Source organism: Streptomyces gilvus, from assembly GCF_022513565.1.
Taxonomy (GTDB): Bacteria; Actinomycetota; Actinomycetes; order Streptomycetales; family Streptomycetaceae; genus Streptomyces; species Streptomyces gilvus.
Genome location: NZ_JAKWBE010000003.1, coordinates 296,514 through 319,881, shown reverse-complemented (window position 1 = coordinate 319,881; position 23,368 = coordinate 296,514). Strand labels below are relative to the sequence as shown.

19 protein-coding genes and 1 tRNA gene are annotated in these 23,368 nt (G+C 73.1%); 14 read left to right on the top strand and 6 right to left on the bottom strand.

From position 1 onward, the window contains the following. Window positions 1-22: 22 nt before the first annotated feature. From MKW14_RS07945 to MKW14_RS07920, 6 genes are all read left to right on the top strand, one after another. Entirely contained in the window at window positions 23-1,648 is a 1,626-nt protein-coding gene (locus MKW14_RS07945) for a beta-N-acetylhexosaminidase (RefSeq protein WP_240860273.1), read from the top strand. A gap of 260 nt (window positions 1,649-1,908) precedes the next feature. Beyond that, window positions 1,909-2,802 (top strand): FAD binding domain-containing protein, encoded by an 894-nt coding sequence (locus MKW14_RS07940; RefSeq protein ID WP_240860271.1) that lies wholly within the window; start codon window positions 1,909-1,911, stop codon window positions 2,800-2,802. Beyond that, complete coding sequence (locus MKW14_RS07935) at window positions 2,799-4,835, top strand: 2Fe-2S iron-sulfur cluster-binding protein (protein ID WP_240860269.1); 2,037 nt, start codon at window positions 2,799-2,801, stop codon at window positions 4,833-4,835. Before MKW14_RS07940 ends, MKW14_RS07935 begins: the two co-directional genes overlap by 4 nt. Then, on the top strand, window positions 4,832-7,141 hold the full coding sequence (locus MKW14_RS07930; RefSeq protein WP_240860267.1) for a xanthine dehydrogenase family protein molybdopterin-binding subunit: 2,310 nt from the start codon (window positions 4,832-4,834) through the stop codon (window positions 7,139-7,141). The genes MKW14_RS07935 and MKW14_RS07930 overlap by 4 nt, the downstream gene beginning before the upstream one ends. 11 nt (window positions 7,142-7,152) lie before the next feature. Beyond that, a complete protein-coding gene (locus tag MKW14_RS07925; protein ID WP_240860258.1) occupies window positions 7,153-7,680 on the top strand; it encodes an AAA family ATPase in 528 nt (175 codons plus the stop codon). A 168-nt stretch (window positions 7,681-7,848) separates the two neighbouring features. Next, window positions 7,849-9,018 (top strand): SUKH-4 family immunity protein, encoded by a 1,170-nt coding sequence (locus tag MKW14_RS07920; protein ID WP_240860256.1) that lies wholly within the window; start codon window positions 7,849-7,851, stop codon window positions 9,016-9,018. A gap of 17 nt (window positions 9,019-9,035) precedes the next feature. Here the strand turns inward: MKW14_RS07920 and MKW14_RS07915 are convergent. After that, window positions 9,036-9,107 (bottom strand) — tRNA-Cys (locus tag MKW14_RS07915). A 171-nt stretch (window positions 9,108-9,278) separates the two neighbouring features. Here MKW14_RS07915 and MKW14_RS07910 point away from each other — a divergent pair. The 3 genes from MKW14_RS07910 to MKW14_RS07900 all read left to right on the top strand — a co-directional run bounded on the left by MKW14_RS07910 (window position 9,279) and on the right by MKW14_RS07900 (window position 13,647). Next, window positions 9,279-10,730 (top strand): MFS transporter, encoded by a 1,452-nt coding sequence (locus MKW14_RS07910; RefSeq protein ID WP_240860254.1) that lies wholly within the window; start codon window positions 9,279-9,281, stop codon window positions 10,728-10,730. Between the two features lie 181 nt (window positions 10,731-10,911). Next, window positions 10,912-12,702 carry a DEAD/DEAH box helicase gene (locus MKW14_RS07905; RefSeq protein ID WP_240860252.1) on the top strand — a complete coding sequence of 597 codons (1,791 nt, stop codon included), beginning with the start codon at window positions 10,912-10,914 and terminating at the stop codon, window positions 12,700-12,702. 303 nt (window positions 12,703-13,005) lie between these two features. Next, window positions 13,006-13,647, top strand: a complete 642-nt coding sequence (locus MKW14_RS07900; protein WP_133046296.1) for an IclR family transcriptional regulator — start codon at window positions 13,006-13,008, stop codon at window positions 13,645-13,647. A gap of 200 nt (window positions 13,648-13,847) precedes the next feature. On the opposite strand, the gene MKW14_RS07895 is transcribed toward MKW14_RS07900, so the two are convergent. Continuing rightward, window positions 13,848-15,392 carry a PucR family transcriptional regulator gene (locus MKW14_RS07895; RefSeq protein WP_240860250.1) on the bottom strand — a complete coding sequence of 515 codons (1,545 nt, stop codon included), beginning with the start codon at window positions 15,390-15,392 and terminating at the stop codon, window positions 13,848-13,850. 119 nt (window positions 15,393-15,511) lie between these two features. On the opposite strand from MKW14_RS07895, the gene MKW14_RS07890 reads away from it, so the two are divergent. Genes MKW14_RS07890 through MKW14_RS07880 form a run of 3 tightly spaced genes read left to right on the top strand, consistent with a single transcriptional unit; the run spans window position 15,512 to window position 18,245 of the window. Further along, complete coding sequence (locus tag MKW14_RS07890) at window positions 15,512-16,294, top strand: chorismate synthase (RefSeq protein WP_240860247.1); 783 nt, start codon at window positions 15,512-15,514, stop codon at window positions 16,292-16,294. Then, window positions 16,291-17,400 carry an o-succinylbenzoate synthase gene (gene menC / locus MKW14_RS07885; protein WP_240860245.1) on the top strand — a complete coding sequence of 370 codons (1,110 nt, stop codon included), beginning with the start codon at window positions 16,291-16,293 and terminating at the stop codon, window positions 17,398-17,400. Before MKW14_RS07890 ends, menC begins: the two co-directional genes overlap by 4 nt. A gap of 53 nt (window positions 17,401-17,453) precedes the next feature. Then, window positions 17,454-18,245 carry a YlbL family protein gene (locus tag MKW14_RS07880; RefSeq protein WP_240860243.1) on the top strand — a complete coding sequence of 264 codons (792 nt, stop codon included), beginning with the start codon at window positions 17,454-17,456 and terminating at the stop codon, window positions 18,243-18,245. Window positions 18,246-18,260: 15 nt separating this feature from the next. On the opposite strand, the gene MKW14_RS07875 is transcribed toward MKW14_RS07880, so the two are convergent. The 3 genes from MKW14_RS07875 to MKW14_RS07865 all read right to left on the bottom strand — a co-directional run bounded on the left by MKW14_RS07875 (window position 18,261) and on the right by MKW14_RS07865 (window position 19,641). Further along, the gene (locus tag MKW14_RS07875; RefSeq protein ID WP_240860240.1) at window positions 18,261-18,446 is read right to left on the bottom strand and encodes a hypothetical protein; all 186 of its coding nucleotides are present in this window, start codon (window positions 18,444-18,446) and stop codon (window positions 18,261-18,263) included. A 14-nt stretch (window positions 18,447-18,460) separates the two neighbouring features. Beyond that, complete coding sequence (locus tag MKW14_RS07870; RefSeq protein ID WP_240860237.1) at window positions 18,461-19,048, bottom strand: ArsR/SmtB family transcription factor; 588 nt, start codon at window positions 19,046-19,048, stop codon at window positions 18,461-18,463. Window positions 19,049-19,161: 113 nt separating this feature from the next. Continuing rightward, window positions 19,162-19,641, bottom strand: coding sequence for an Lrp/AsnC family transcriptional regulator (locus MKW14_RS07865; RefSeq protein ID WP_240860235.1), 480 nt, complete (start codon window positions 19,639-19,641; stop codon window positions 19,162-19,164). Window positions 19,642-19,767: 126 nt separating this feature from the next. On the opposite strand from MKW14_RS07865, the gene hppD reads away from it, so the two are divergent. Both hppD and MKW14_RS07855 read left to right on the top strand, forming a co-directional pair. Beyond that, window positions 19,768-20,913, top strand: a complete 1,146-nt coding sequence (gene hppD / locus MKW14_RS07860) for a 4-hydroxyphenylpyruvate dioxygenase (RefSeq protein ID WP_240860233.1) — start codon at window positions 19,768-19,770, stop codon at window positions 20,911-20,913. Between the two features lie 89 nt (window positions 20,914-21,002). Next, on the top strand, window positions 21,003-21,872 hold the full coding sequence (locus MKW14_RS07855; RefSeq protein ID WP_240860231.1) for a phage baseplate protein: 870 nt from the start codon (window positions 21,003-21,005) through the stop codon (window positions 21,870-21,872). Here MKW14_RS07855 and MKW14_RS07850 read toward each other — a convergent pair. Further along, complete coding sequence (locus tag MKW14_RS07850; RefSeq protein ID WP_240860229.1) at window positions 21,869-23,290, bottom strand: tetratricopeptide repeat protein; 1,422 nt, start codon at window positions 23,288-23,290, stop codon at window positions 21,869-21,871. The genes MKW14_RS07855 and MKW14_RS07850 overlap by 4 nt on opposite strands. Between the last annotated feature and the right edge of the window lie 78 nt (window positions 23,291-23,368).

Here is a 23,368-nt window from a genome sequence, read left to right as displayed (position 1 = left end):
GTGTTTTCTGAGGAGTGACGTGATGGATGTGATTCCGGAGCCCGTCCGTACGCACCGGCACGGTCCAGGTTTCTGGGAACTCGGCCCGCGGACCGGACTGTCCGTCGGAAAGGGCGCGGACGGCACGGCACGCTGGCTGCGCGGCACGCTCGGCGCCGCCACCGGCCTGCCGCTCCCTCCCGCCGACGGGGACGGCGACGACGTCCTGCGCCTGTCCGTCGACCCGGCGGTGACCGGGGAGCTGGGCGCGGAGGGCTACCGTCTCGACGTCCTCCCCACCGGCGCGCACCTCGTGGGAGGCGGCCCCGCCGGCCTGTTCTGGGGCGCCCAGACGCTACGTCAGCTGCTCGGCCCGGACGCCTTCCGGCGTGCCCCGCTGCCCGGCCGGACGTGGCGGCTGCCCCTGGTCCGGATCGAGGACTCCCCGAGCTTCGGCTGGCGCGGACTCATGCTCGACGTCGCCCGGCACTTCATGCCGAAGGAAGGCGTCCTGCGCCACCTCGACCTCATGGCGGCGCACAAACTCAACGTCTTCCACTTCCATCTGACGGACGACCAGGGCTGGCGCGTCGAGATCGAAAGACATCCCCGGCTCACCGAGGTCGGCTCCTGGCGGGCACGCACGAAAACCGGTCACCGCGCCTCCGAGCTGTGGGACGAGAAGCCGCACGGTGGCTTCTACACCCAGGACGACATCCGCGAGATCGTCGCCTTCGCCGCCGAGCGGCATATCACCGTCGTCCCCGAAATCGACGTGCCGGGACACTCGCAGGCCGCCATCGCCGCGTACCCGGAACTCGGCAACACGGATGTCATCGACACCACTTCCCTCTCCGTCTGGGACACCTGGGGGATCTCTCCCAACGTACTGGCCCCCACTGACACCACCCTCCGTTTCTACGAGGGGGTGTTCGAGGAACTCCTCGACCTCTTCCCCTCGGAGTTCATCCACGTCGGGGGTGACGAATGCCTCAAGGACCAGTGGCGGCGATCGCCCACCGCGCAGGCCCGCATCGCGGAACTCGGCGTCAGGGACGAGGACGGTCTGCAGGCGTGGTTCATCGGCCACTTCGACACCTGGCTCAGCGCGCGCGGGCGCAGGCTCATCGGCTGGGACGAGATCCTGGAGGGCGGCCTCGCCCCGGGCGCGGCCGTGTCCTCGTGGCGCGGTTACGCCGGCGGGGTCGCCGCCGCGCGGGCCGGCCACGACGTCGTCATGTGCCCCGAGCAGTACGTGTACCTGGACCACCGGCAGGCGCCGGGCGCCGACGAGCCGGTCCCGATCGGGTACGTCCTCACCCTGGAGGACGTCTACCGCTTCGAGCCCGTTCCACCGGAGTTGACGCCGGAACAGGCCCGGCACGTCCTCGGCGCGCAGGCCAACGTGTGGACCGAGGTGATGGAGGACGCCGGGCGCGTGGACTACCAGACCTTCCCGCGCCTCGCCGCCTTCGCCGAGGTGGCGTGGAGTTCCCTGCCGGCCTCCCGGGAACGGGATTTCGCCGGCTTCGAGCGCCGGATGAGCGCCCACTGCCGGCGACTCGACGCCCTGGGCGTCGCCTACCGGCCACCCGCCGGGCCCCGTCCGTGGCAGCGGCGCCCCGGAGTCCTCGGCCGCCCGATCGAGGGCACGCCCCCGAACAGGTAGCTCACGAACGGGCGGCCGGGCGTCCCGAACAGGTTGTGGAAAAACGTCGCAAGCATCACCGAAGAGTGCCAATTCGCGCGCAGCGGTGATGGCGTGCGAAAACGGACCATCTCCCTGATGAGAGGGGCGAATGCCGCCTAGCGGACCCCCGTCTTCGGGTGCCTCGAAGATGTGCCAGAGTTGCCACGTCCGCCCTGTCAGCACGTACCGTACGGCAACACAGGTGGGACCAGGTGGGGCAGCGGGAAGGGGCAGCCGGTTTGACCACGCACGCACCGCAGGCGGCGCAGGCCGTCGCGCTGCCCACGAGCCTTGACGAGGCCGTGGCGGCGCTCACCGCCGTGCCCGCCGCCGTCCCCGTGGCGGGCGGCACCGACCTCATGGCCGCCGTCAACTCCGGGCAGCTCAGGCCCGCCGCGCTGGTCGGCCTCGGCCGGATCAGCGAGATCCGCGGCTGGCAGTACCTCGACGGGCACGCCCTGCTCGGCGCGGGCCTCACGCACGCGCGTATGGGCCGCCCCGACTTCGCGGCGCTCATCCCCGCGCTCGCCGCAGCCGCGCGCGCCGCGGGCCCGCCGCACATCCGCAACGCGGGCACCCTGGGCGGCAACATCGCCTCGGCCGCGCCCACCGGGGACGCGCTGCCGGTGCTGGCCGCCCTGGAGGCGACGCTGATCATCGCGGGCCAGGGCGGAGCCCGCCGGGAGATCCCGGTGTCGCATCTGCTGGCCGGCGTCGACATGCTGCGCGGCGGCGAACTCATCGGGTACGTGCGCGTACCGCTGCTGCACGCGCCGCAGGTCTTCCTGAAGGCCACGGGACGCACCGGACCGGGCCGCGCGGTGGCCTCCGTGGCGCTCGTCCTCGATCCCGCCCGGCGCGGGGTGCGGTGCGCCGTCGGTGCCATAGCGCCGATGCCGCTGCGTCCGCTGGACGCCGAGCAGTGGGTCGCCCGGCTCATCGACTGGGACAACAACCGCACGATCGTCCCCGAGGCGCTGCACGCCTTCGGGGAGTACGTCGCCGCGGCCTGCATCCCCGACCCCGTTCCCGAGGCGGACGGCACCGTCCAGCCGCTTCCGCCCGCCGTACTGCACCTGCGGCGCACCGTCGCCGCGCTGGCCCGACGAGCACTGGGGAGGGCGCTGTCGTGACCGACGACCAGCACGGAGAGGGCACGCCCAGGAGCGGGGGCCGCTGGGACCCGCTGCCCCAGGGCGACTACGACGACGGCGCCACCGCCTTCGTGAAGCTCCCCGAGGGCGGCATCGACGCGCTGCTGGCCGCCTCCGACAGCCCGCTGGCCGCGCCCGGGCACGGGTACGTGCCCCCGCAGATAACGCCCGGCCCGGGAACCGACCAGGGGGCGGCCGGCCCGTGGGGCGCCCCCGCCGACGGCTCCCAGTGGCCCGACCCCAACGCCGCCGCGCCCACCGGGGGCGACGACCGCTTCACGTACAACCCCGCCTCCACGCAGCAGTGGACCTACGAGGATCCGCAGCCGACGGGACACACGCCCACCTCCGCGCCGGGTCACGACGTGACCGGCCAGTGGTCGATCCCGGTGGCCGGCGGCGACCTCCCGGACGAATCGGGCGAGTTCACCACGTCGTCCCTGGTCCAGCAGTGGGGCGGCACGCCCCCGGCGACGCTCCCGGGAGGCGCACCGGCCCCCTGGGCGACGGAGGCGGCGGGCCGCCCCTGGGACCAGCCGGAGGCACCGGCCGCCGAGGACGGCGCCGGCCGCCCCCACGAGTCGTCGACGGGGACGCTCCCCGGCCGGGCGCAGGACGCGCGGACCGGGACCGGGTACGACCAGCAGGACGGCCCCGCACACGAGCAGTCCTCACCGCGAACCGGCGCCCAGCCGGGCGGGGCGGCACCGGAGGGGGTGGACCGGCCGGAGTTCACGTCCGGGCTCGCCCACGACCCCGAGCAGCCGCACGGCACCCCGTCACCGACGGCCGAGTACGCCGGGCAGCCACACCCGGCCGGGACCCCGGGCCACGCCCCTGAGCACGACGGCGGGACGGACGAGCGCCCGCCGGGCAACGCCGGGCACCCCGACGCCCGCGCCCACGCCGCCGGAAGCGATGAGCACGCACACATCGCCGGGGACCGGACCGCCCACGCCACCGGGCCGCACGCCGCCGACCACACCTCCGGTGGCTCCGCCCCGGCCCACCTCGCCGATTCCGGTGACCCCTACGAGTCCGCCGCCGATGCCGCCGTAGCCGCCTCACAGGCCGCTCAGAGCGCCGGTGAGGCCGTCGGGGTGGCCGAGGGGGCCCAGGGGGCCGCGGAGGCCGCTGAAGGGGCCGTGGAGGCCGCCAGGGCGGTGGACGCCGTGGCGGGAGTGGGGGCTTCGGGCGAGGCGAGCGACGCCGCGACCGCCGACGACCCCGGCGCCACCCACGCCGGTACGGCACCCATGGGTCAGGCCGACCAGCCGGACCAGGCCGACCAGCCGGACCAGGCCGACCAGGCCGACCAGGCCGACCAGGCCGAGGAGCCGTCCCCGCTGCCCCTCGCCGAGGAACACCCCCTCGCCTCCTACGTCCTGCGCGTCAACGGGGTCGAACGGCCCGTGTCCGACGCCTGGATCGGCGAGTCGCTGCTGTACGTGCTGCGTGAGCGGCTGGGGTTGGCCGGCGCCAAGGACGGCTGCTCGCAGGGCGAGTGCGGGGCGTGCAACGTGCAGGTCGACGGGCGGCTCGTGGCCTCCTGTCTCGTGCCCGCCGTGACCGCCGCCGGCAGTGAGGTGCGGACCGTCGAGGGCCTCGCCGAGGACGGCCAGCCCTCGGACGTGCAGCGCGCGCTCGCCCGGTGCGGCGCGGTGCAGTGCGGCTTCTGCGTGCCCGGCATGGCGATGACCGTGCACGACCTCCTCGAGGGCAACCCGGCGCCCACCGAACTGGAGACGCGTCAGGCCCTGTGCGGCAACCTGTGCCGCTGCTCCGGCTACCGGGGCGTCGTGGAGGCCGTCAAGGACGTCGTCGCCGAACGCGAGGCGCACGCCGCCGCCGAGGCCGCCGAACACGACGGCGACGAGGCGCGTATCCCTCACCAGGCGGGCCCGGGTGCCGGCGGTGTCAACCCGTCGGCGTTCGAGTCACCCGGGGCCATGAACCCGGGACGCTCCGGGCCGCACGACCAGGTGTACGGACAGGACGGAGGCCAGGCGTGAGCAACGAAGCCGCCACCGCGACCACCACCGCGGAGGCAGCACCCGCCCCCGAGCCGCTGCCGCACGGCCTCGGCGTCTCCCTGCCGGCCGCCGACGCCCGCGCCAAGACCGAGGGCACGTTCCCGTACGCGGCCGACCTGTGGGCCGAGGGCCTGCTGTGGGCGGCCGTCCTGCGCTCCCCGCACGCGCACGCGCGCATCGTGTCCATCGACACCTCCCACGCGCGCGAGATGCCCGGCGTCCGGGCCGTCGTCACCCACGAGGACGTGCCGGGTTCCGCCCGCCACGGGCGCGGCACGGCCGACCGCCCGGTCTTCGCCTCCGAGGTCGTGCGCCACCACGGCGAGCCCATCGCCGCCGTCGCCGCCGACCACCCCGACACCGCCCGCATGGCCGCCGCGGCCATCATGGTCGAGTACGAGGTCCTGGACCCGGTCACCGACCCCGAGCAGGCCTTCGAGGCCGAGCCGCTGCACCCCGACGGCAACCTGATCCGGCACATCCCGCTGCGCCACGGCGACCCGGACGCGGTCGGCGAGATCGTCGTCGAGGGCCTGTACCGCATCGGCCGCCAGGACCCCGCCCCCATCGGCGCCGAGGCCGGCCTCGCCGTCCCGCGCCCCGACGGCGGCGTGGAGCTGTACCTGGCCTCCACCGACCCGCACACCGACCGCGACACGGCCGCCGCCTGCTACGGCCTGGAGCCCGAGCGCGTCAAGATCGTCGTCACCGGAGTCCCCGGCGCCACCGCCGACCGCGAGGACCAGGGCTTCCAACTCCCGCTCGGCCTGCTGGCGCTGAAGACCGGCTGCCCGGTCAAGCTCACCGCCACGCGCGAGGAGTCCTTCCTCGGCCACGCCCACCGCCACCCCACCCTCCTGCGCTACCGGCACCACGCCGACGCCGAGGGCAAGCTGGTCAAGGTCGAGGCGCAGATCCTGCTCGACGCGGGCGCGTACGCCGACACCTCCTCCGAGTCCCTGGCCGCCGCCGTGGGCTTCGCCTGCGGCCCCTACGTCGTCCCCAACGCCTTCATCGAGGGCTGGGCCGTCCGCACCAACAACCCGCCCTCCGGCCATGTGCGCGGCGAGGGCGCCATGCAGGTGTGCGCCGCCTACGAGGCGCAGATGGACAAGCTGGCGAAGAGACTCGGCGTCGACCCGGCCGAACTCCGCCTGCGCAACGTCCTGGCCACCGGGGACGTGCTCCCGACCGGCCAGACCGTCACCTGCCCGGCGCCGGTCGCCGAACTCCTGCAGGCGGTACGGGACTTCCCCCTCCCCGCCCTTCCCAAGGACACCCCCGAGGACGAGTGGCTGCTGCCCGGCGGCCCCGAGGGGGCGGGCGAACCGGGCGCGGTGCGCCGGGGCGTGGGCTACGGCCTGGGCATGGTGCACATGCTCGGCACGGAGGGCGCCGACGAGGTGTCCACGGCGACCGTGAAGGTCCAGGACGGCGTGGCGACCGTGCTCTGCGCGGCCGTGGAGACCGGTCAGGGCTTCACCACGCTCGCCCGGCAGATCGTCCAGGAGACGCTCGGCATCGACGAGGTGCACGTGGCGCCCGTCGACACCGACCAGCCGCCCGCCGGCGCCAGCTGCCGCGGCCGCCACACCTGGGTCTCCGGAGGCGCGGTCGAACGCGCGGCCAAGATGGTCCGCACCCAGCTCCTCCAGCCCCTCGCGCACAAGTTCGGCATGTCGACCGAGCTGCTGCAGATCACCGACGGCAAGATCACTTCGTACGACGGTGTGCTGTCCACCACCGTCACCGAGGCGATGGACGGCAAGGAGCTGTGGGCCACGGCCCAGTGCCGCCCGCACCCGACCGAACCGCTCGACGAGCACGGCCAGGGCGACGCCTTCGTGGGCATGGCCTTCTGCGCGATCCGCGCGGTCGTCGACGTCGACATCGAACTCGGGTCGGTACGGGTCGTGGAGCTGGCGCTCGCCCAGGACGTGGGCCGTGTCCTCAACCCCGCCCAGCTCGCCGCCCGGATCGAGGCCGGTGTCACCCAGGGCGTCGGCATCGCGCTCACGGAGAACCTGCGCTCCGCGCGCGGGGTGATCCGCCACCCCGACCTGACGGGCTACGCGCTGCCGACGGCCCTGGACGCCCCCGACGTCCGGATCGTCAAACTCGTCGAGGAACGCGACGTGGTGGCCCCCTTCGGCGCGAAGGCGGTCAGCGCGGTACCGGTGGTGACGTCCCCGGCGGCCATCGCCTCCGCGGTGCGCGCGGCGACCGGCCGCCCCGTCAACCGCCTGCCGATCCGCCCGCAGGCGGCGGTGGTGACGGGACAGTAGGGCCGCGCGCGGTGCGAGGCGTGGTCGTCGTCACGGGAGTCATGGCGTCCGGCAAGTCGACGGTCTCCCAGGCGCTCGCGGAACGCTTGCCGCGCGCTGCACACGTGCGTGGCGACACCTTCCGCCGCATGATCGTCTCCGGCCGCGAGGACTGCACCCCGACCGCCGGCACCGAGGCCGAGACCCAACTCCGCCTGCGCCACCGCCTGTCGGCGAACACGGCGGACGCGTACGCGGAGGCCGGTTTCACGGTGGTGGTGCAGGACGTCGTCCTCGGGGAGCACCTGACCGCGTACGTCGACCTGTTCCGCACCCGCCCCCTGTACCTCGTCGTCCTGGCGCCGAGCCCCGAGACGGTCACGGCGCGGGAGGCCGGGCGGGCGAAGACGGGGTACGGGGCCTGGACGGTGGCGGAGTTGGACGGGGTGCTGCGCGGGCCGACGCCGAGGCTCGGGCTGTGGCTGGACACCACGACGCTGAGCGTGGGGGAGACGGTGGAGGCGATTCTCGCGGGGCGGGAACGGGCGAGGGTGCGCTGAGCGTCCTGGGATGTGTCGGCCCGAGGTAATTCCAGGGCGTTGTCAGTGGCGGGGCGTAGTGTTCTGGGCAGTGGGTGACGGCTGGTGTGTGGCGGCCGGTGTGTGACGGTCGGCAGCCGAGCCCACACGCGACGAAGTTCATGTGATGCAGCACACGCGGGGGAAGCAATGAGCAGGACCGACACCGCCGTCGGGGTGATCAGACTCACCGAGGACCAACTCGATCCGTACGTCACGCACGCGCCGACGCGGCACCGGCTGACGGGCCCCGGACTCCCTTCCGACAGCGCCCTGTTGACCTTCACGGCCCTGAACAGGCGCGGCCTGCGCACGGTGGCCCAGTCCACCGACGCCGACGACCCCGACCTCCCGGTGGAGCTGCGGGACCAGCTGGTGATAGGCGAGCTCCTCGCCCCGGCCGGCATGGACCCGGAGTCGATCCTCCTCGACGGCGGCACCGGCGAGATCAGCACCGCGTACCTCTTCGAGCTGATGGACAGCCGCCCGCTGGCGCCCTCGCTGGAGGCGCTGGTGCGGTTCGCGACGGTGACCGAGGAACTGGCCGACCTGCGCGGCCAGTTCGCGTCCTACGCGGGCCGCCACGGCACCAAGGCCGCGGCCGAGGCCTCCCGCCGGCTGCTGGCCCTGTTCGAGGAGGACACGGACGGCCGGGTCCCGCCGTACTGGAAGGCCGCGGCGCTCATCCGCCCCCTCGCCCTCGCGGCAGGCCCCGGCACGGACTCCGGCCTCACCCTGGACGTCCCCGCCCGCCTCCTGGACGAGGAGTTCGGGCACGGGCGCGTGGCCCGCTACGAGGACGTCGACTTCCCGTCGACCCTCACCCATGAGCCGACCCGCCGCTTCCTGCGCGAGACGGGCCTGCCGGAGCGGACGGTCCTGTTCCACCTGGACACCGAGGTCCCCCTCCAGACCCTGTCCGAATACGCGGCCGACGACCGCCCCGGCACCGCGTCCCCCTTCGAACTCCCGGCCAGGGCCGACCACTTGATACGCCTCGGTCACCTGGTCGAGGACAACAGCCTGGTGGTGGACGGCGCCACGGGCGAGGTCCTGAACTGGAGCGAGCCCGAGGCGAGGCTCTACCCGCTCAACACGGACGTCTCCACCCTGGCCTTCACCCTGTGGCTGCACCACCGCGAGCGCACCATCGACCGGGCGCTCTCCCACGAGCTGTCCACCGAGGCCTACGACCAACTGGCCGCCACCATGCTCCAGGTCCTCACGTCGATCGACCCGACGGCCACCGCCACGGCGACCGCGGCCGACTGGCACTACTGGACCCGGGCCTTCCAGGACGAACCAGGCGGGGTCCTCTGACCGGGCGCTCCGCTAAGAGGCCGTGGCGGGAATCGAACCCGCGTAACTCGCTTTGCAGGCGAGTCCCTGAACCACTCGGGCACACGGCCGTGTCGTTGAGATGACCGTAGGGCGGGGTGGGTGCGGGGCTCAAGGGGAAGCGGGGTGCCGCAACGGGACTGACATACGCCGTTCATGAAAGGGGACTACGACCAAGGTCGCAGGGCGGACGGGACCCTCGACAGGGGTCAATGGGGGTTGTGGACCTTACGCTGGCGGGCATGACCGTCCTGGAGCCGCGTGATGCCGTAGTCGTAGAGGGAACCGCTGGTGACAGCGTGCTGGGGCGGGCCTACCGGGCGCTCAGTGTCGGGATCGTGTCCGTCGTGCTGTTCATCGCCTTCGAGGCGACCGCCGTGGGGACCGCGATGCCCGTCGCCGCGCGGGAGTTGGACGGGGTCGGGCTGTACGCGTTCGCGTTCTCGGGATACTTCACGACCAGCCTGTTCGGGATGGTGCTCGCCGGGCAGTGGTCGGACCGGCGGGGGCCGGTCGGGGCGCTGACGACCGGGATCGGCGCGTTCGCCGCCGGGCTGGTGGTGGCCGGGACCGCCGGGGTCATGTGGGTGTTCGTCCTCGGGCGGGCCGTGCAGGGGCTCGGCGGCGGGCTGGTGATCGTCGCCCTCTACGTCGTCGTCGGGCGGGCCTATCCGGAGCGGTTGCGGCCCGCGATCATGGCGGCCTTCGCCGCGAGCTGGGTCGTACCGTCCGTGGTGGGCCCGCTGGCCGCGGGCGCGGTGACCGAACACCTCGGGTGGCGCTGGGTGTTCCTCGGGATCCCGGTGCTCGTCGTCTTCCCGCTGGCGATCGCGCTGCCGCAGATACGGCGCCGGGCCGCCGGCCCGGTCGACGGCCGCGCGGACGCCTCCGTCGACCGGCGGCGCATCCGACTCGCGCTCGCCATCTCCCTCGGCGCCGGCTTCCTGCAGTACGCCGCCCAGGACCTGCGCCCGCTCTCCCTCCTCCCCGCCCTCGCGGGCACCGCACTGCTCGTGCCGGCCGTACGGGGACTGCTCCCGCGCGGCACGTACCGCGCGGTGCGCGGGCTGCCGTCGGTGGTGCTGCTGCGCGGGGTCGCGGCGGGGTCGTTCATCGCGGCCGAGTCCTTCGTGCCGCTGATGCTGGTCACCCAGCGCGGCCTGTCGCCGACGCTCGCCGGGTTCTCCCTCGCGGCGGGCGGGGTGACCTGGGCGCTGGGGTCCTGGGTGCAGTCGCGGGCGCGCGTCCAGCCGTACCGGGAACGGCTGATGGTGGTGGGGATGGTGCTGGTGGCCGCCGCCATCGCCGCCGCCCCGAGCGTGCTGGTCGACTCCGTGCCCGCCTGGACCGTGGCGGTCGCCTGGGCGTTCGGGTGTTTCGGGATGGGCCTGGTGATCGCCTCCACCAGCGTGCTGCTGCTCCAGCTGTCCGCCCCCGAGGAGGCCGGCGCCAACTCCGCCGCGCTGCAGATCTCGGACGGCCTGTCCAACGTCGTCATGCTGGCGGCGGGCGGCGCGGCCTTCGCGGCGCTGGGCGGCGGGGCCGTGTCCCACACGGCGACCGCGGCCGCGGCCTCCGGCGCGGGACACCATCCGGCCGCCTTCGCCGCCGTGTTCCTGCCGATGGCCGCGATGGCGCTGGTGGGCGCGTGGGTGGCGACGCGGGTGCGGGCCGCCGGGCACGCCACGCGGTGACGGAGGGGGCTGTGAGCAGCCTTCCGCGCCGACTGTGACCTCGGTCCCACCCATGGGCGACCCGGCCCGGTACGCGCATGGACAGGAGGGGGCCGCCGGTAGGGTGGCCCGGTTGTCATACCTAGCCGAGCCCCACCTCAACCCACGCAAACCGAGCCGCCCGACCCCACCCACGGAGACCGTGACTACCACCGCCGCCAGCTCCCACCACCTCTCTCCCGCCTTCCCCGGCCGCGCCCCCTGGGGCACCGCCAGCAAGCTGCGTGCCTGGCAGCAGGGGGCGTTGGAGAAGTACGTCCAGGAGCAGCCGCGTGACTTCCTCGCCGTCGCCACCCCCGGCGCCGGCAAGACGACCTTCGCGCTGACGCTCGCCTCCTGGCTGCTGCACCACCACGTCGTGCAGCAGGTGACCGTGGTCGCGCCGACCGAGCACCTGAAGAAGCAGTGGGCGGAAGCGGCGGCGCGGATAGGGATCAAGCTGGACCCCGAGTACAGCGCGGGCCCGCTCGGCAAGGACTACCACGGGGTCGCGGTCACCTACGCCGGCGTCGGCGTGCGGCCCATGCTGCACCGCAACCGCGTCGAGCAGCGCAAGACCCTGGTCATCCTCGACGAGATCCACCACGCCGGTGACTCGAAGTCGTGGGGCGAGGCCTGTCTGGAGGCCTTCGAGCCGGCCACCCGCCGTCTCGCGCTCACCGGTACGCCCTTCCGGTCCGACACCAACCCGATCCCCTTCGTCACGTACGAGGAGGGGAACGACGGCATCCGGCGCTCGGCCGCCGACTACACCTACGGTTACGGCAACGCCCTCGCCGACCACGTCGTGCGGCCCGTCATCTTCCTCTCCTACAGCGGCAACATGCGCTGGCGGACCAAGGCCGGCGACGAGATCGCCGCGCGGCTCGGCGAGCCCATGACCAAGGACGCGATCAGCCAGGCGTGGCGTACGGCCCTGGATCCGCGCGGCGAGTGGATGCCCAGCGTGCTGCGCGCCGCCGACCAGCGGCTGACCGAGGTCAGGAAGGGCATCCCGGACGCCGGTGCCCTCGTCATCGCCTCCGACCAGGACTCCGCCCGCGCCTACGCCAAGCTCATCCGCGAGATCACCGGCAGCAGGGCGACCCTCGTGCTGTCCGACGACGCCGGTGCCTCGAAGAGGATCGACGACTTCAGCCAGAGCGACGACCGGTGGATGGTCGCCGTACGGATGGTGTCCGAGGGCGTCGACGTGCCGCGGCTCGCGGTCGGGGTGTACGCCACCACCATCTCCACCCCGCTGTTCTTCGCCCAGGCCGTCGGCCGTTTCGTGCGCTCACGCCGCCGCGGCGAGACCGCCTCCGTCTTCCTGCCGACCGTCCCGGACCTGCTCACCTTCGCCAACGAGATGGAGGTCGAGCGGGACCACGCCCTCGACAAGCCGAAGAAGGAGGGCGAGGAGGACCCGTACGCCGAGTCCGAGAAGGAGATGGAGGAGGCGAACAAGGAGCAGGACGAGGACACCGGCGAGCAGGAGCAGTTCGCCTTCGAGGCGCTGGAGTCCGAGGCCGTCTTCGACCGGGTGCTGTACGACGGCGCCGAGTTCGGCATGCAGGCCCACCCGGGCAGCGAGGAGGAGCAGGACTACCTCGGCATCCCGGGACTCCTCGAACCCGACCAGGTGCAGTTGCTGCTGCAGAAGCGGCAGGCGCGGCAGATCGCGCACAGCCGCAAGAAGCCGGACGCCGAGGCCGATCTGCTGGAGCTGCCCGCGGAGCGGCGGCCCGTGGTCTCGCACAAGGAGATGATGGAGCTGCGCAAGCAGCTCAACACCATGGTCAGCGCGTACGTCCACCAGAGCGGCAAACCGCACGGTGTCATCCACACCGAGCTGCGGCGCACGTGCGGCGGTCCGCCGAGCGCCGAGGCCACGGCCGGTCAGCTGCGGCAACGGATCGCCAAGGTGCAGGAGTGGGCGACCCGCATGAAGTGACGCGGGTGGCCCGCGGGGACGCGGTGGCGCACCGTCCATACCAGGACAAACAGAGGTAGTCCGTCCCGGCCGGTGCCCGGATTCTGGACGGAGACTTCCGCTCAGCGAACCCGCACCGCTAATGTCCCGCTACGCACACGCCCCGTGGCAGCGCCGCCGCGGAGCGCAGCCGTGAAGCGACGCGGTCCGGTATCGGCCGGACCGCCGGCCGATCGGCGGCCTCTGTTGCGCGTCACTGACGGGACTCGGTGACGCATCGTCGCGCGGAGGCCGTCGACCTCACCACTTGGAGGAGTGGGCGTCGTGACCGCGGAGACCTCTCAGACGCTCGACCGAGGACTGCGTGTCCTCAAGCTGCTGGCCGACACGGACCATGGGCTGACCGTCACCGAGCTTTCCAACAAACTGGGCGTCAACCGGACCGTTGTGTACCGGCTGCTCGCCACGCTCGAACAACACGCGCTCGTACGGCGCGACTTGGGCGGCCGCGCCCGGGTCGGACTCGGCGTGCTGCGGCTCGGGCGGCAGGTGCATCCGCTGGTGCGCGAGGCCGCGCTGCCGGCGCTGCGCTCGCTCGCCGAGGACATAGGGGCGACCGCGCATCTGACGCTGGTGGACGGGGCGGACGCACTGGCCGTCGCCGTCGTGGAGCCGACCTGGACGGACTACCACGTGGCCTACCGGGCGGGCTTCCGGCACCCCCTCGACCGGGGCGCCGCCGGCCGGGCGATCCTCTCCGCGCGGGCCAAGCCCGTGGGGGAGCCCGGGTACACGCTGACCCACGGGGAGCTGGAGGCCGGCGCGAGCGGAGCGGCGGCCCCGCTGCTCGGGGTCACGGGCGTCGAGGGCAGCGTCGGCGTCGTGATGCTGGCCGACGCGGTCCCGGAACGGGTCGGCCCCCGGGTCGTCGACGCGGCCCGAGAGGTCGCCGAAGCCCTCCGCTGACGCACGCCACCCGGGGGCCGCCAAGCCCCGCGCCGAACCGCGCCCCCGGAGGTCGCCGAAGCCCTGCGCTGACCCACGTCACCCGAGGCCACCCAAGCCCCATGGTGAACGGCGCTGTCGGGTACCACCGAGGCCATGCGTTGAACCGCGTCCTCCAAGGACCGCCGAAGCCCCGCGCCGAACCGCGCCCCCGGAACGGCTCAGGGCGTGGCTGTCGTGAGTCCCGCCAGGGTCCTCAACTGAAGCCACAGGACCAGCCGTTCGTCGGGGTCGTCGAGGTCGATCCCGACGTGCCGCTGCGCCTGCCTCAGACGGTAGCGGCAGGTGTTGGGATGCACGGCGAGCACCTTCGCCGCCCCCGCCATGTCGCAGCCCGCGTCGAACCAACTGACCAGCGTGTGCGCGTAGTCGGTGCCGTGCTCCGCGTCGTGCGCCAGCACCCGCCGCCACGCGCCCTCGCTCAACTCCCGCCGCTCGCCCAGCACTTCCGCGAGCCGCAGCAGCGTCACCCGCGCACGCACCTCGTCCAGCGTGGCCACCGGCAGCTCCGGCCCGAGCACCCGCAGCACCAGCTCGGCGTCCCGACGCGACCCCGCGAGCTCCGCCGGCCCCGCCACCACGTCCCCCAGCCCCGCCCGCACCGACACCCGAAGCGCCTGCCCCGCCCGCGCCACGATGTCCTCGGCCAGCCGCTTGTGGCGCGCCCCGGGCCCCGGCAGCACCGCGTACACCACCCCGTCGGCCGGCACACACGCGTGCCGCCCGTAACGCGCCTCGCACTGCAGCCGTACGACGTCCAGCAGGCGCAGGGCGGTCTGCTCGGCGTCCGGCAGGCTCGCGGCGTCGAGGGCGAACGCGGCGACCCGCATCGGCCCGTCGAGGCCCAGGCGCTGCGCGGCTGAAGCCGCGTCCGCCGTGCCGTCGAGCAGTCGGCGCAGCAGGTCGCTGTTGTGGTGGCGGGCCAGTTCCTGCGCCGCCCGGGCCCGCAGCAGGAGCAGCGCCGCCGTGGACGCGCCCTGCGACAGGGTCTCCTCGGCGTCGGGTGCGAGCGTGCCGTCGTCGACCACCCAGACCGAGCCCAGCGTCTCGCCGCCCGCGCGCACGGCGACCGCGAGACGGGGCAGGTCACCGTCGCGCAACGCGGGCAGCCGCAGCGGGCCCGGCGCGGCGAACAGCGCCCGGTACTGCTCGGTGTCGGCCGCGCCGTCCGGGACCCACAGGCCGAGGATGCCCTGCCGGCGGTCCTCGTCGACCGGCTGCCCGGGCACGGTGGAGTAGGCGAGTATCCGTCGGCGCGGGTCCTCCACGGCCGTCGCCCCGCCGGTCGCCGCCGCGACGGCGTCCGCCAGCGCGAACAGGTCACCGAGACCGCCGGCCGACGGCGTGGGCCGGGCGGCGCCGATCGCCGAGGACAGCAGCAGGTGCACCTGGTGCCAGGCCGCGTCCTCGCCGACCGACAGCAGCGCCACGCCGTGCGTCTCGGCCTCCCCGACCGGGCCGTCCGGGCCGCGTACGACGAGCCCGGTCATCCCTGCCCGTGCGGCGACGCGGACCAGCGGCCCGGCCGCGGCCGCGCGCACGCCGACCGCCAGGAGCAGCGCGCCCGGAGCGTGCGGCTGCGGGGCGTGGGCGTCGTACAGCAGCGCCTCGGTGACCGGGACGGTGAGTCCGGCGGGGGCGGTGTGCAGGCGGACGGAGGGTCCGCCGATGACGTCCAGGAGGTCGCCGAGCGTGCAGGCGTCCATGGGTTCCTCCTGGGGCCGGTGGTGAACGGGCGAACCGTTGGCCGATCCGGAAACGAACGTACGCGCGCCTTGTCCGCTCGCACAATGTGCGGGCCGCACCCGCCGACGAGACTCGTCGCATGACGCTCGACCGCCCGCCCGGAGTGACCATCCGCACCGTCCACGACGTCGCCGGCCTCACCGCCGTCGCCGACCACTTCAGCGACGTGTGGCAGACCCCGCGCAGCTCCCCGCCCTATCCGGCCGAGGTGCTGCGCAGCCTCGTCCACGCGGGCGGCGCCGTGCACGCCGCCTACGACGGGACCCGGCTCGCCGGGGCGTCCGCCGCCGTGTTCGGGCCGGACCGGGCCACGTACTCGCTGGTCGCCGCCGCCGACCAGGGTCTCGGGTACCACGTGAAGCAGGCCCAGCGGGCCTGGGCGCTGGACCTCGGCGCGCGCACCATGCGCTGGACCTTCGACCCGCTGATCGGCCGCAACGCCCGCTTCAACCTCGTCAAACTGGGCGCCACCGGCACCGAGTACCTCGTCGACTTCTACGGCCCCATGGCCGACGGCGTGAACGACGGCGACGAGAGCGACCGGCTCACCGTCACCTGGGAACTCGCCCGGCCGCGGACACCGGACGAGACCGGCGACCGAGAGACGGCGCCCGCCACGCACACGGCCCCCGACGGCGGGACGCTGGCCCGGCGCGACCGCGCCGACCGGCACGTCTGGTGCCGCGTCCCGGACGACGTGGTCAAGCTGCGCTCCGCCGACCCCCGCCTCGCCCTGCGCTGGCGGCACGCCGTCCGCGAGGTGTTCACGGAGGCCTTCGCGCAGGGGTTCACGGCCACCGGGATGTCCCGCGACGGCTGGTACACGCTCACCCGGACGCCCCGGAAGGACTCCACCGAATGAAGCTCGAACGCGTCGAGATCGTCCATGTCGCGATCCCCCTGGTCTCCCCCTTCCGCACCTCCTTCGGCACGATGACCACCAAGGACACCTTCCTGCTGCACGTCGTCACGGACGAGGCCGAGGGCTGGTCGGAGTTCGCCGCCGACCCCGAGCCGCGGTACTGCTCCGAGTTCGTGGCCGGCGCGGAGATCGTGCTGCGGGACTTCCTGCTGCCGCGCGCCACCGCCCTCCCTCACCTCACCACGGCCGCGCTGGCCCCCGCCGTGGCGAAGACCAAGGGCCACGAGCTGGCGAAGGCGGCACTGGAGACCGCGGTCCTCGACGCGGAGCTGCGGTCGTACGGCATGTCCCTCGCCACCTACCTCGGAGCCGTCCGCGACCGGGTCCCCGCCGGCGTCTCCGTCGGCATCAAGGACTCGGTCCCCCAGCTGCTGGACGACGTCGAGCACTACCTCGCCGAGGGGTACGTCCGCATCAAGCTGAAGATCGAGCCGGGCTGGGACGTGGAGCCGGTACGGGCGGTGCGCGACCGCTTCGGGGACGCCCTGCCCCTCCAGGTCGACGCCAACACGGCCTACACGCTCGCGGACGCCGAGCACCTCAGGCGGCTGGACGAGTTCGGGCTGCTGCTGATCGAGGAGCCGCTGGAGGAGAACAACCTCCACGCCCACGCACAGCTCCAGCGGCGCCTCACGACCCGTGTCTGCCTCGACGAGTCCCTCCACAACGCCCGTGACACCGCCTCCGCGATCGCGATGGAGGCGTGCCGGGTCGTCAACATCAAGCCCGCGCGGGTGGGCGGCTACCTGGAGGCCCGCCGCATCCACGACGTGGCGCACGCGCACGGTGTCCCCGTGTGGTGCGGCGGCATGCTGGAGACGGGCGTCGGCCGCGCCCCCAACCTCGCCCTGGCCGCCCTCCCCGGCTTCACCCTCCCCGGCGACACCTCGGCCTCCTCCCGCTACTTCGCCGAGGACATCACCGAGCCCTTCGTCCTCCAGGACGGCCACCTCCCTGTCCCGACCGCCCCCGGGATCGGTATCGAACCGCTGCCCGACGCACTGCGGCGCTTCACGCGGGAGCGGCGAGACTTGTACGTGAGCTGACCGTCGCCCGACCGACGCCTGGCCGGAAGTCACCGTCACGTTAGATTGATCCCGTGCTCTCTCGCCTCACACGCCCCCAGGCCCTCGCCGTCTGCGCCGCGCCCGTCGTGGCGCTGATCGCCACGGCCGTGTTCGCGCCGCTGCCGTTCTCACTGGCGCAGCCCGGGATGACGGCGAACGTCCTCGGGGACAACCAGGGCACGCCGGTCATCACGATCTCCGGTGCCAAGACCCGGCAGACCAGCGGGCAGCTGCGGATGACGACCATCGAGGCGACCAACCCGGACACCCGGGTCTCCCTCGGGGACGTGCTCTCCGCCTGGTTCGCCACGGACCAGGCCGTGATGCCGCGCGACTCGGTCTATCCGAGCGGGCAGAGCACGAAGGAGATCCAACAGCACAACACCGCGCAGATGAAGGAGTCGCAGGACGCGGCGACACAGGCGGCCCTGAAGTACCTCGACCTCAACGCCAAGGACGTCAAGGTCACCCTCAAACTCGCCGACGTGGGCGGCCCGAGCGCGGGGCTGCTGTTCACCCTGGGCATCATCGACAAGCTCGACGGCAACGGCAGCGGGGGCGATCTGACCGGGGGCCGTACCGTCGCCGGCACCGGGACCATCAGCGCCGACGGGAAGGTCGGCGCGGTGGGCGGCGTGGCGCTGAAGACGCAGGCCGCGCGGCGGGACGGGGCGACGGTGTTCCTGGTGCCGAAGGACGAGTGCGGCGACGCCAAGTCGGAACTGCCGAAGGGGCTGCGCCTGGTCCCGGTGACGACGCTCAAGGGCGCCGTCGACTCCCTGGTGGCACTGGAGAACGGCAAGCACTCCGTACCGAGCTGCTAGAACCTGGGAGAGCCCCTAGCCGACCAGCACCGGCCGCTTCGCGGACACCAGCCGAAGCCCGACGTCGACGAGGGTCCAGCCCAGCCGGGTGCGCAGATCGAGCGGGACCCTGCCCTGCGTCGCGAGCCGATGGGCGGCGGCCTCGGCGCGGAGCTCGGCGGCTCGGGCGTGGTGGAGGGTGAGGTGGGTTTCCGGGTGCATGGCGGGCAGGCCTCTCAGTCCGTGGTCAGGGGGAAGGCGCGCGTCTGCACGCGGATCGTCTCCGCCTGCGGGTCGTCCTCGGTGGCGGGCAGATCGCGGTAGCTCTCGACGAGGGCGTGCATCTTCTCGACGAGTTCACGGGTCAGGTCGGGGGTGAGGCGGAGGGTCATGCTGCTCATGTCCCACCGCTTGTTCCACTCCTCGGACCAGTCCTGGCGGGTGCCGATCCAGGTCGCCAGTTCCCGGCCCTGGGCGGTGGCGACCTCGTGGAGATAGGTGTCGGCGGCTCCGCGCACGGCGGGGTTGGCATCGGTGAGGAGGCTGTCGTCGAAGGCGAGCCCCTGGACGGCGGCCCGCCACCACCGCTCCCGCCCCTTGCCCCGCTCGGGGTCGTCCTCCACGAAACCGTGCGCCGCGAGTTGACGCAGGTGGTAGCTGGTGGCTCCGCTCGACTCGCCCAGTCTCTCGGCGAGTTGGGAAGCGGTGGCCGGACCGCCGAAGCGCAGTGCGTCCAGCAGCTGCATGCGCAGGGGGTGGGCCAGCCCGCGCAGGGAGCGGGCGTCGAGAGTGTGGATACGGCGTTCTTCGGGCTGCTCGGCCATACATGCAAAGGTAGCGTTGCAAAGGGTCCTTTGCAACGCCTTCTTTGTAACTCTTCCCGCAGTCCCCGCGCCGCAAGTCCCCGCCCCGCCCCGCGCTCACCCCCGCCGGTCGGTCAGGCACCCTCCTCGTCCAGTGCCGCCTGCTCCACCAGCGGGATGATCCGCAACGGGACGGGGTTCTCCATCACGATCGCGGTGGCGGCCCGGACGATCCCGTCGATACCGACGACCCGGTCGATCACCCGCTGGAGATCCGCGTTCGAGCGGGCCACCAGCCGGCACAGCATGTCCCCGCTGCCAGTGGTGGTGTGCAGTTCCAGCACCTCCGGCACGGTCGCCAAGTGCGCCCGTACGTCGGCGCCCTGGCCCTGGCGGATCTGCAGCGTGGCGAAGGCGGTGACGGGGTAGCCGAGGGCCGCCGGGTCCACCTGAGGACCGAAGCCGCGGATGACTCCGTTCGACTGGAGCCGGTCCAGCCGCGCCTGCACGGTCCCGCGCGCCACCCCCAGCCGCCGGGACATCTCCAGCACCCCGATCCGCGGCTCCCGCGCCAGCAGCACGATGATCCGGCCGTCCAGTCCGTCGATCGCCACAGCAGCCTCCTCAGCCGGTGGTCATCCTGTACAGAAGAGCCGCCAACCGGGGCCCCGTACTGAACACATTGTCCAGCGATTACGCGAACTATTGCGCACCTTGCCCGCACGGTCCACGCTGCGCATATGACGCAGACCACACACCACACTCCCGACACCGCCCGGCAGGCCGACCCCTTCCCGGTCAAGGGAATGGACGCGGTCGTCTTCGCCGTAGGCAACGCCAAGCAGGCGGCGCACTACTACTCCACCGCCTTCGGCATGCGGCTGGTCGCCTACTCCGGACCGGAGAACGGCAGCCGCGAGACCGCGAGCTACGTCCTGGAGAACGGCTCCGCCCGCTTCGTGTTCACCTCGGTCATCAAGCCCGCCACCACCTGGGGCCACTTCCTCGCCCAGCACGTGGCCGAGCACGGCGACGGCGTCGTCGACCTCGCCATCGAGGTCCCGGACGCCCGCGCCGCGTACGCCTACGCGCTCGAGCACGGCGCGAAGAGCGTCGCCGAGCCGTACGAGCTCAAGGACGAGCACGGCACGGTCGTCCTCGCCGCGATCGCCACCTACGGCGAGACCCGCCACACCCTGGTCGAGCGCACGGGCTACGACGGCCCCTACCTCCCGGGCTTCGTGGCCGCCGCCCCGATCGTCGAGCCGCCCGCCCAGCGCACCTTCCAGGCCATCGACCACTGCGTCGGCAACGTCGAACTCGGCCGGATGAACGAGTGGGTGGGCTTCTACAACAAGGTCATGGGCTTCACGAACATGAAGGAGTTCGTGGGCGACGACATCGCGACCGAGTACAGCGCGCTGATGTCGAAGGTGGTGGCCGACGGCACGCTCAAGGTCAAGTTCCCGATCAACGAGCCCGCCGTCGCCAAGAAGAAGTCCCAGATCGACGAGTACCTGGAGTTCTACGGCGGCGCCGGCGTCCAGCACATCGCGCTGAACACCAACGACATCGTCCGGACGGTACGGACCATGCGCGCGGCCGGTGTGCAGTTCCTCGACACCCCCGACTCGTACTACGACACCCTCGGCGAGTGGGTCGGCGACACCCGCGTGCCGGTGGACACCCTGCGCGAGCTGAAGATCCTCGCCGACCGCGACGAGGACGGCTATCTGCTGCAGATCTTCACCAAGCCGGTCCAGGACCGGCCGACCGTCTTCTTCGAGATCATCGAGCGGCACGGCTCGATGGGCTTCGGAAAGGGCAACTTCAAGGCCCTCTTCGAGGCGATCGAGCGGGAGCAGGCCAAGCGCGGAAACCTGTGAACCCGAAACCTTGCAACCGGTGAACGCCGGTTGACACTCTCAAGTCCTGCGGGTGCCGAGGGGGTGCCCACAGGACTTGAGGGAGCAAGGTGCCCACACGCGTCAACCTGGCGGTCCCGTCGAAGAGTTGGCTGTCCAAGAAGGCCACACTCAAGGAGCCGACGGTCCTGCAGTCGTTCGCCTTCGACGAGCACAACAAACACCTGTACGTCCTGCAGATCACCGCCACCGGCCACGAGGCCGGCGATCTCTGCCTCAACCGGCTGGACTACCAGGGCAACCGGCTCGGGTACATGTACCTCAAGGGCTTCGGGCACGGCGTCAGCATGGGCGTGCAGAACGACGCCGACGGCACCGCCTGGATCTGGACCGAGTGCGACGCCAGGGGCGGTTACGGCCGCGGCGTCACCCGCTTCCGCTTCGCGGACCGGGCCACCCGCACCAACGCGGACGTCGAGATACTCAAGCCGATAGCCGGCTCCACCAGCAACCAGCCCTCCGTGTGCATGACGTCGAAGCGCATCGCCGTCCGCCACCGCATGAAGGGCCTGCCCCGCTACCGGGTCTGGGACCTCGACGTGTTCCTCGCGAAGAAGTACGACGACCCGCTCGCCGACTTCGCGCAGACCGGACTGCATCCCGACCCCGACATCGCCTTCCAGGGGTACGCCCTGCACGGCGACCACGTCTACCAACTGGCCGGAACCGCTTACGACGACGTCACCAACCCGCCCGCGAAACACGGCAACGCCTATCTCTCCTGCCTGGACATCCACTCCGGGAAACTCCTCCAGCGGATGCGCACCCAGGCCGGGTACTCGCTCACCTACCGCGAACCGGAGGGCCTCGGCCTGCGCGGCGGCGCCGACCCGAAGCTGTACATCGGCCTCGCCTCCGGACAGCTCGGATCGCGCCGTTTCTCGATCTACGTCAAGGACGACAGCGAGCCGTCCTCCTAACTCTGCGGGGTGGCCCGGGCGGTGGGCACCGGCTCGTCCGGCGGCTCACCCAGGGCCGCCAACGCCGACCGCGCCACCGGGACGTCCAGCGGCGAGAAGTACGGGTTGATCCGCAGCGCCTCCGTCAGATCCAGCCGCGCCGACCCGTTCTGCCCCAGCGCCCGCTCGATCATGCCCCGGTGGTACGCGTACAGCGCACTGCGCACCCCACCGCCGTGCGCCTTGTCCGTCGCCACCGTCGCGTACCGCAGCGCCTCCTTGTCGTCACCGGTCCGGTGCAGCGCCCAGCCCAGCGCGTCGGCCACGGCGATCCCCGGCTGCCGCGCGTACTCGGCCCGCAGCCGCCGTACGGCCGTCGCCGGGTCCCCGTGGTCGGTCTCCATCACCCCGAGCACCAGCTCGTCGTCCACGCCCCCCGACCGGTCCCTGCGCACCAGCGCCCGCACCTGGTCGTACTCCGCCCGGGCCGCCTGCCCCAGCCCCAGCGACTCGTACAACTCGCCCAGTTCCAGGGCGTACTGCGGGCACGGCTGCTTCTCCAGCGCCACCTGGTACGCGCTCAGCGCCTCCGTCGTCCTGCCCATCGCGGCCAGCGTCCGCCCCTGCCCGGCCTGCGCGGCCCGCTGGTCCGGGTCGACCCGGACGGCCTCCTGGAAGTGCCGCAGCGCGTCCTGGAGGTCACCGCGTTCGAAGGCCAGCTGTCCGGTCCGCTCCAGCCACTGGGCCCGCTCGGCGGGGGAGCGGGCCGCGGCCGCCGCGTCGGTGAGGGCGGCCGCCGCGTCCTCGCGCCAGCCCCGGTCGCGGTAGACCGCCGCCGCCCGCGCCTGCACGGCCGGCCCCGTCCGCAGCTCCAGCAGCCGGTCCAGGGTCCGCTTCGCCGCGTTGTGGTCGCCGAGCCCGGTGTAGGCGTCGATCAGCAGCGGGTACGTCGTCCACCGCTTCGGCGCCGGCCTCAGCGCCGCCTCGCCCCACATCCGCGCGGACGGGAAGTCGTGCCGGGCGTTCGCCAGCGCCGCCATCCCGGCCAGCGCCTCGGCGTTCCCGCTCGGCCGCACCCGCAGCGAGGTCTCCAGCGCCTGCTCGGCCCGCGGATAGTCCGCCGCGTCCGCCGTCCGCCGCCCCCGCTCCACATAGGCGCTCCCCAGCACCGCCCACGACACCGCGTCCGCCGGCCGGGCCCGCACCCGCGCCTGGCGCCCCCCGATCAGCGCCGCCAGCTCGGGAAGACCCGCCGGGACGCCCGTGGTGACGGCGGTGAGCGCCTGGGCCCCCGGCGCCGGTGCGACGGGCCGGTGCGCGTCCGGCCGCTCCCACGGCCACAACGCCAGCCCCCCGCCGAGCACGGCACACCCCGCCACGACGGCGATCAGCATCCGGCGCCCGGCCCCTGGCCGCCGGCCCTCCTCTTGCGTCTCCATGGCGCTCACTGTGCGTCAGTACGACGAGCGCGTCCCGGCATCCCTCCAGTGCCGTGGACGGGGTTCACACCGATGGCC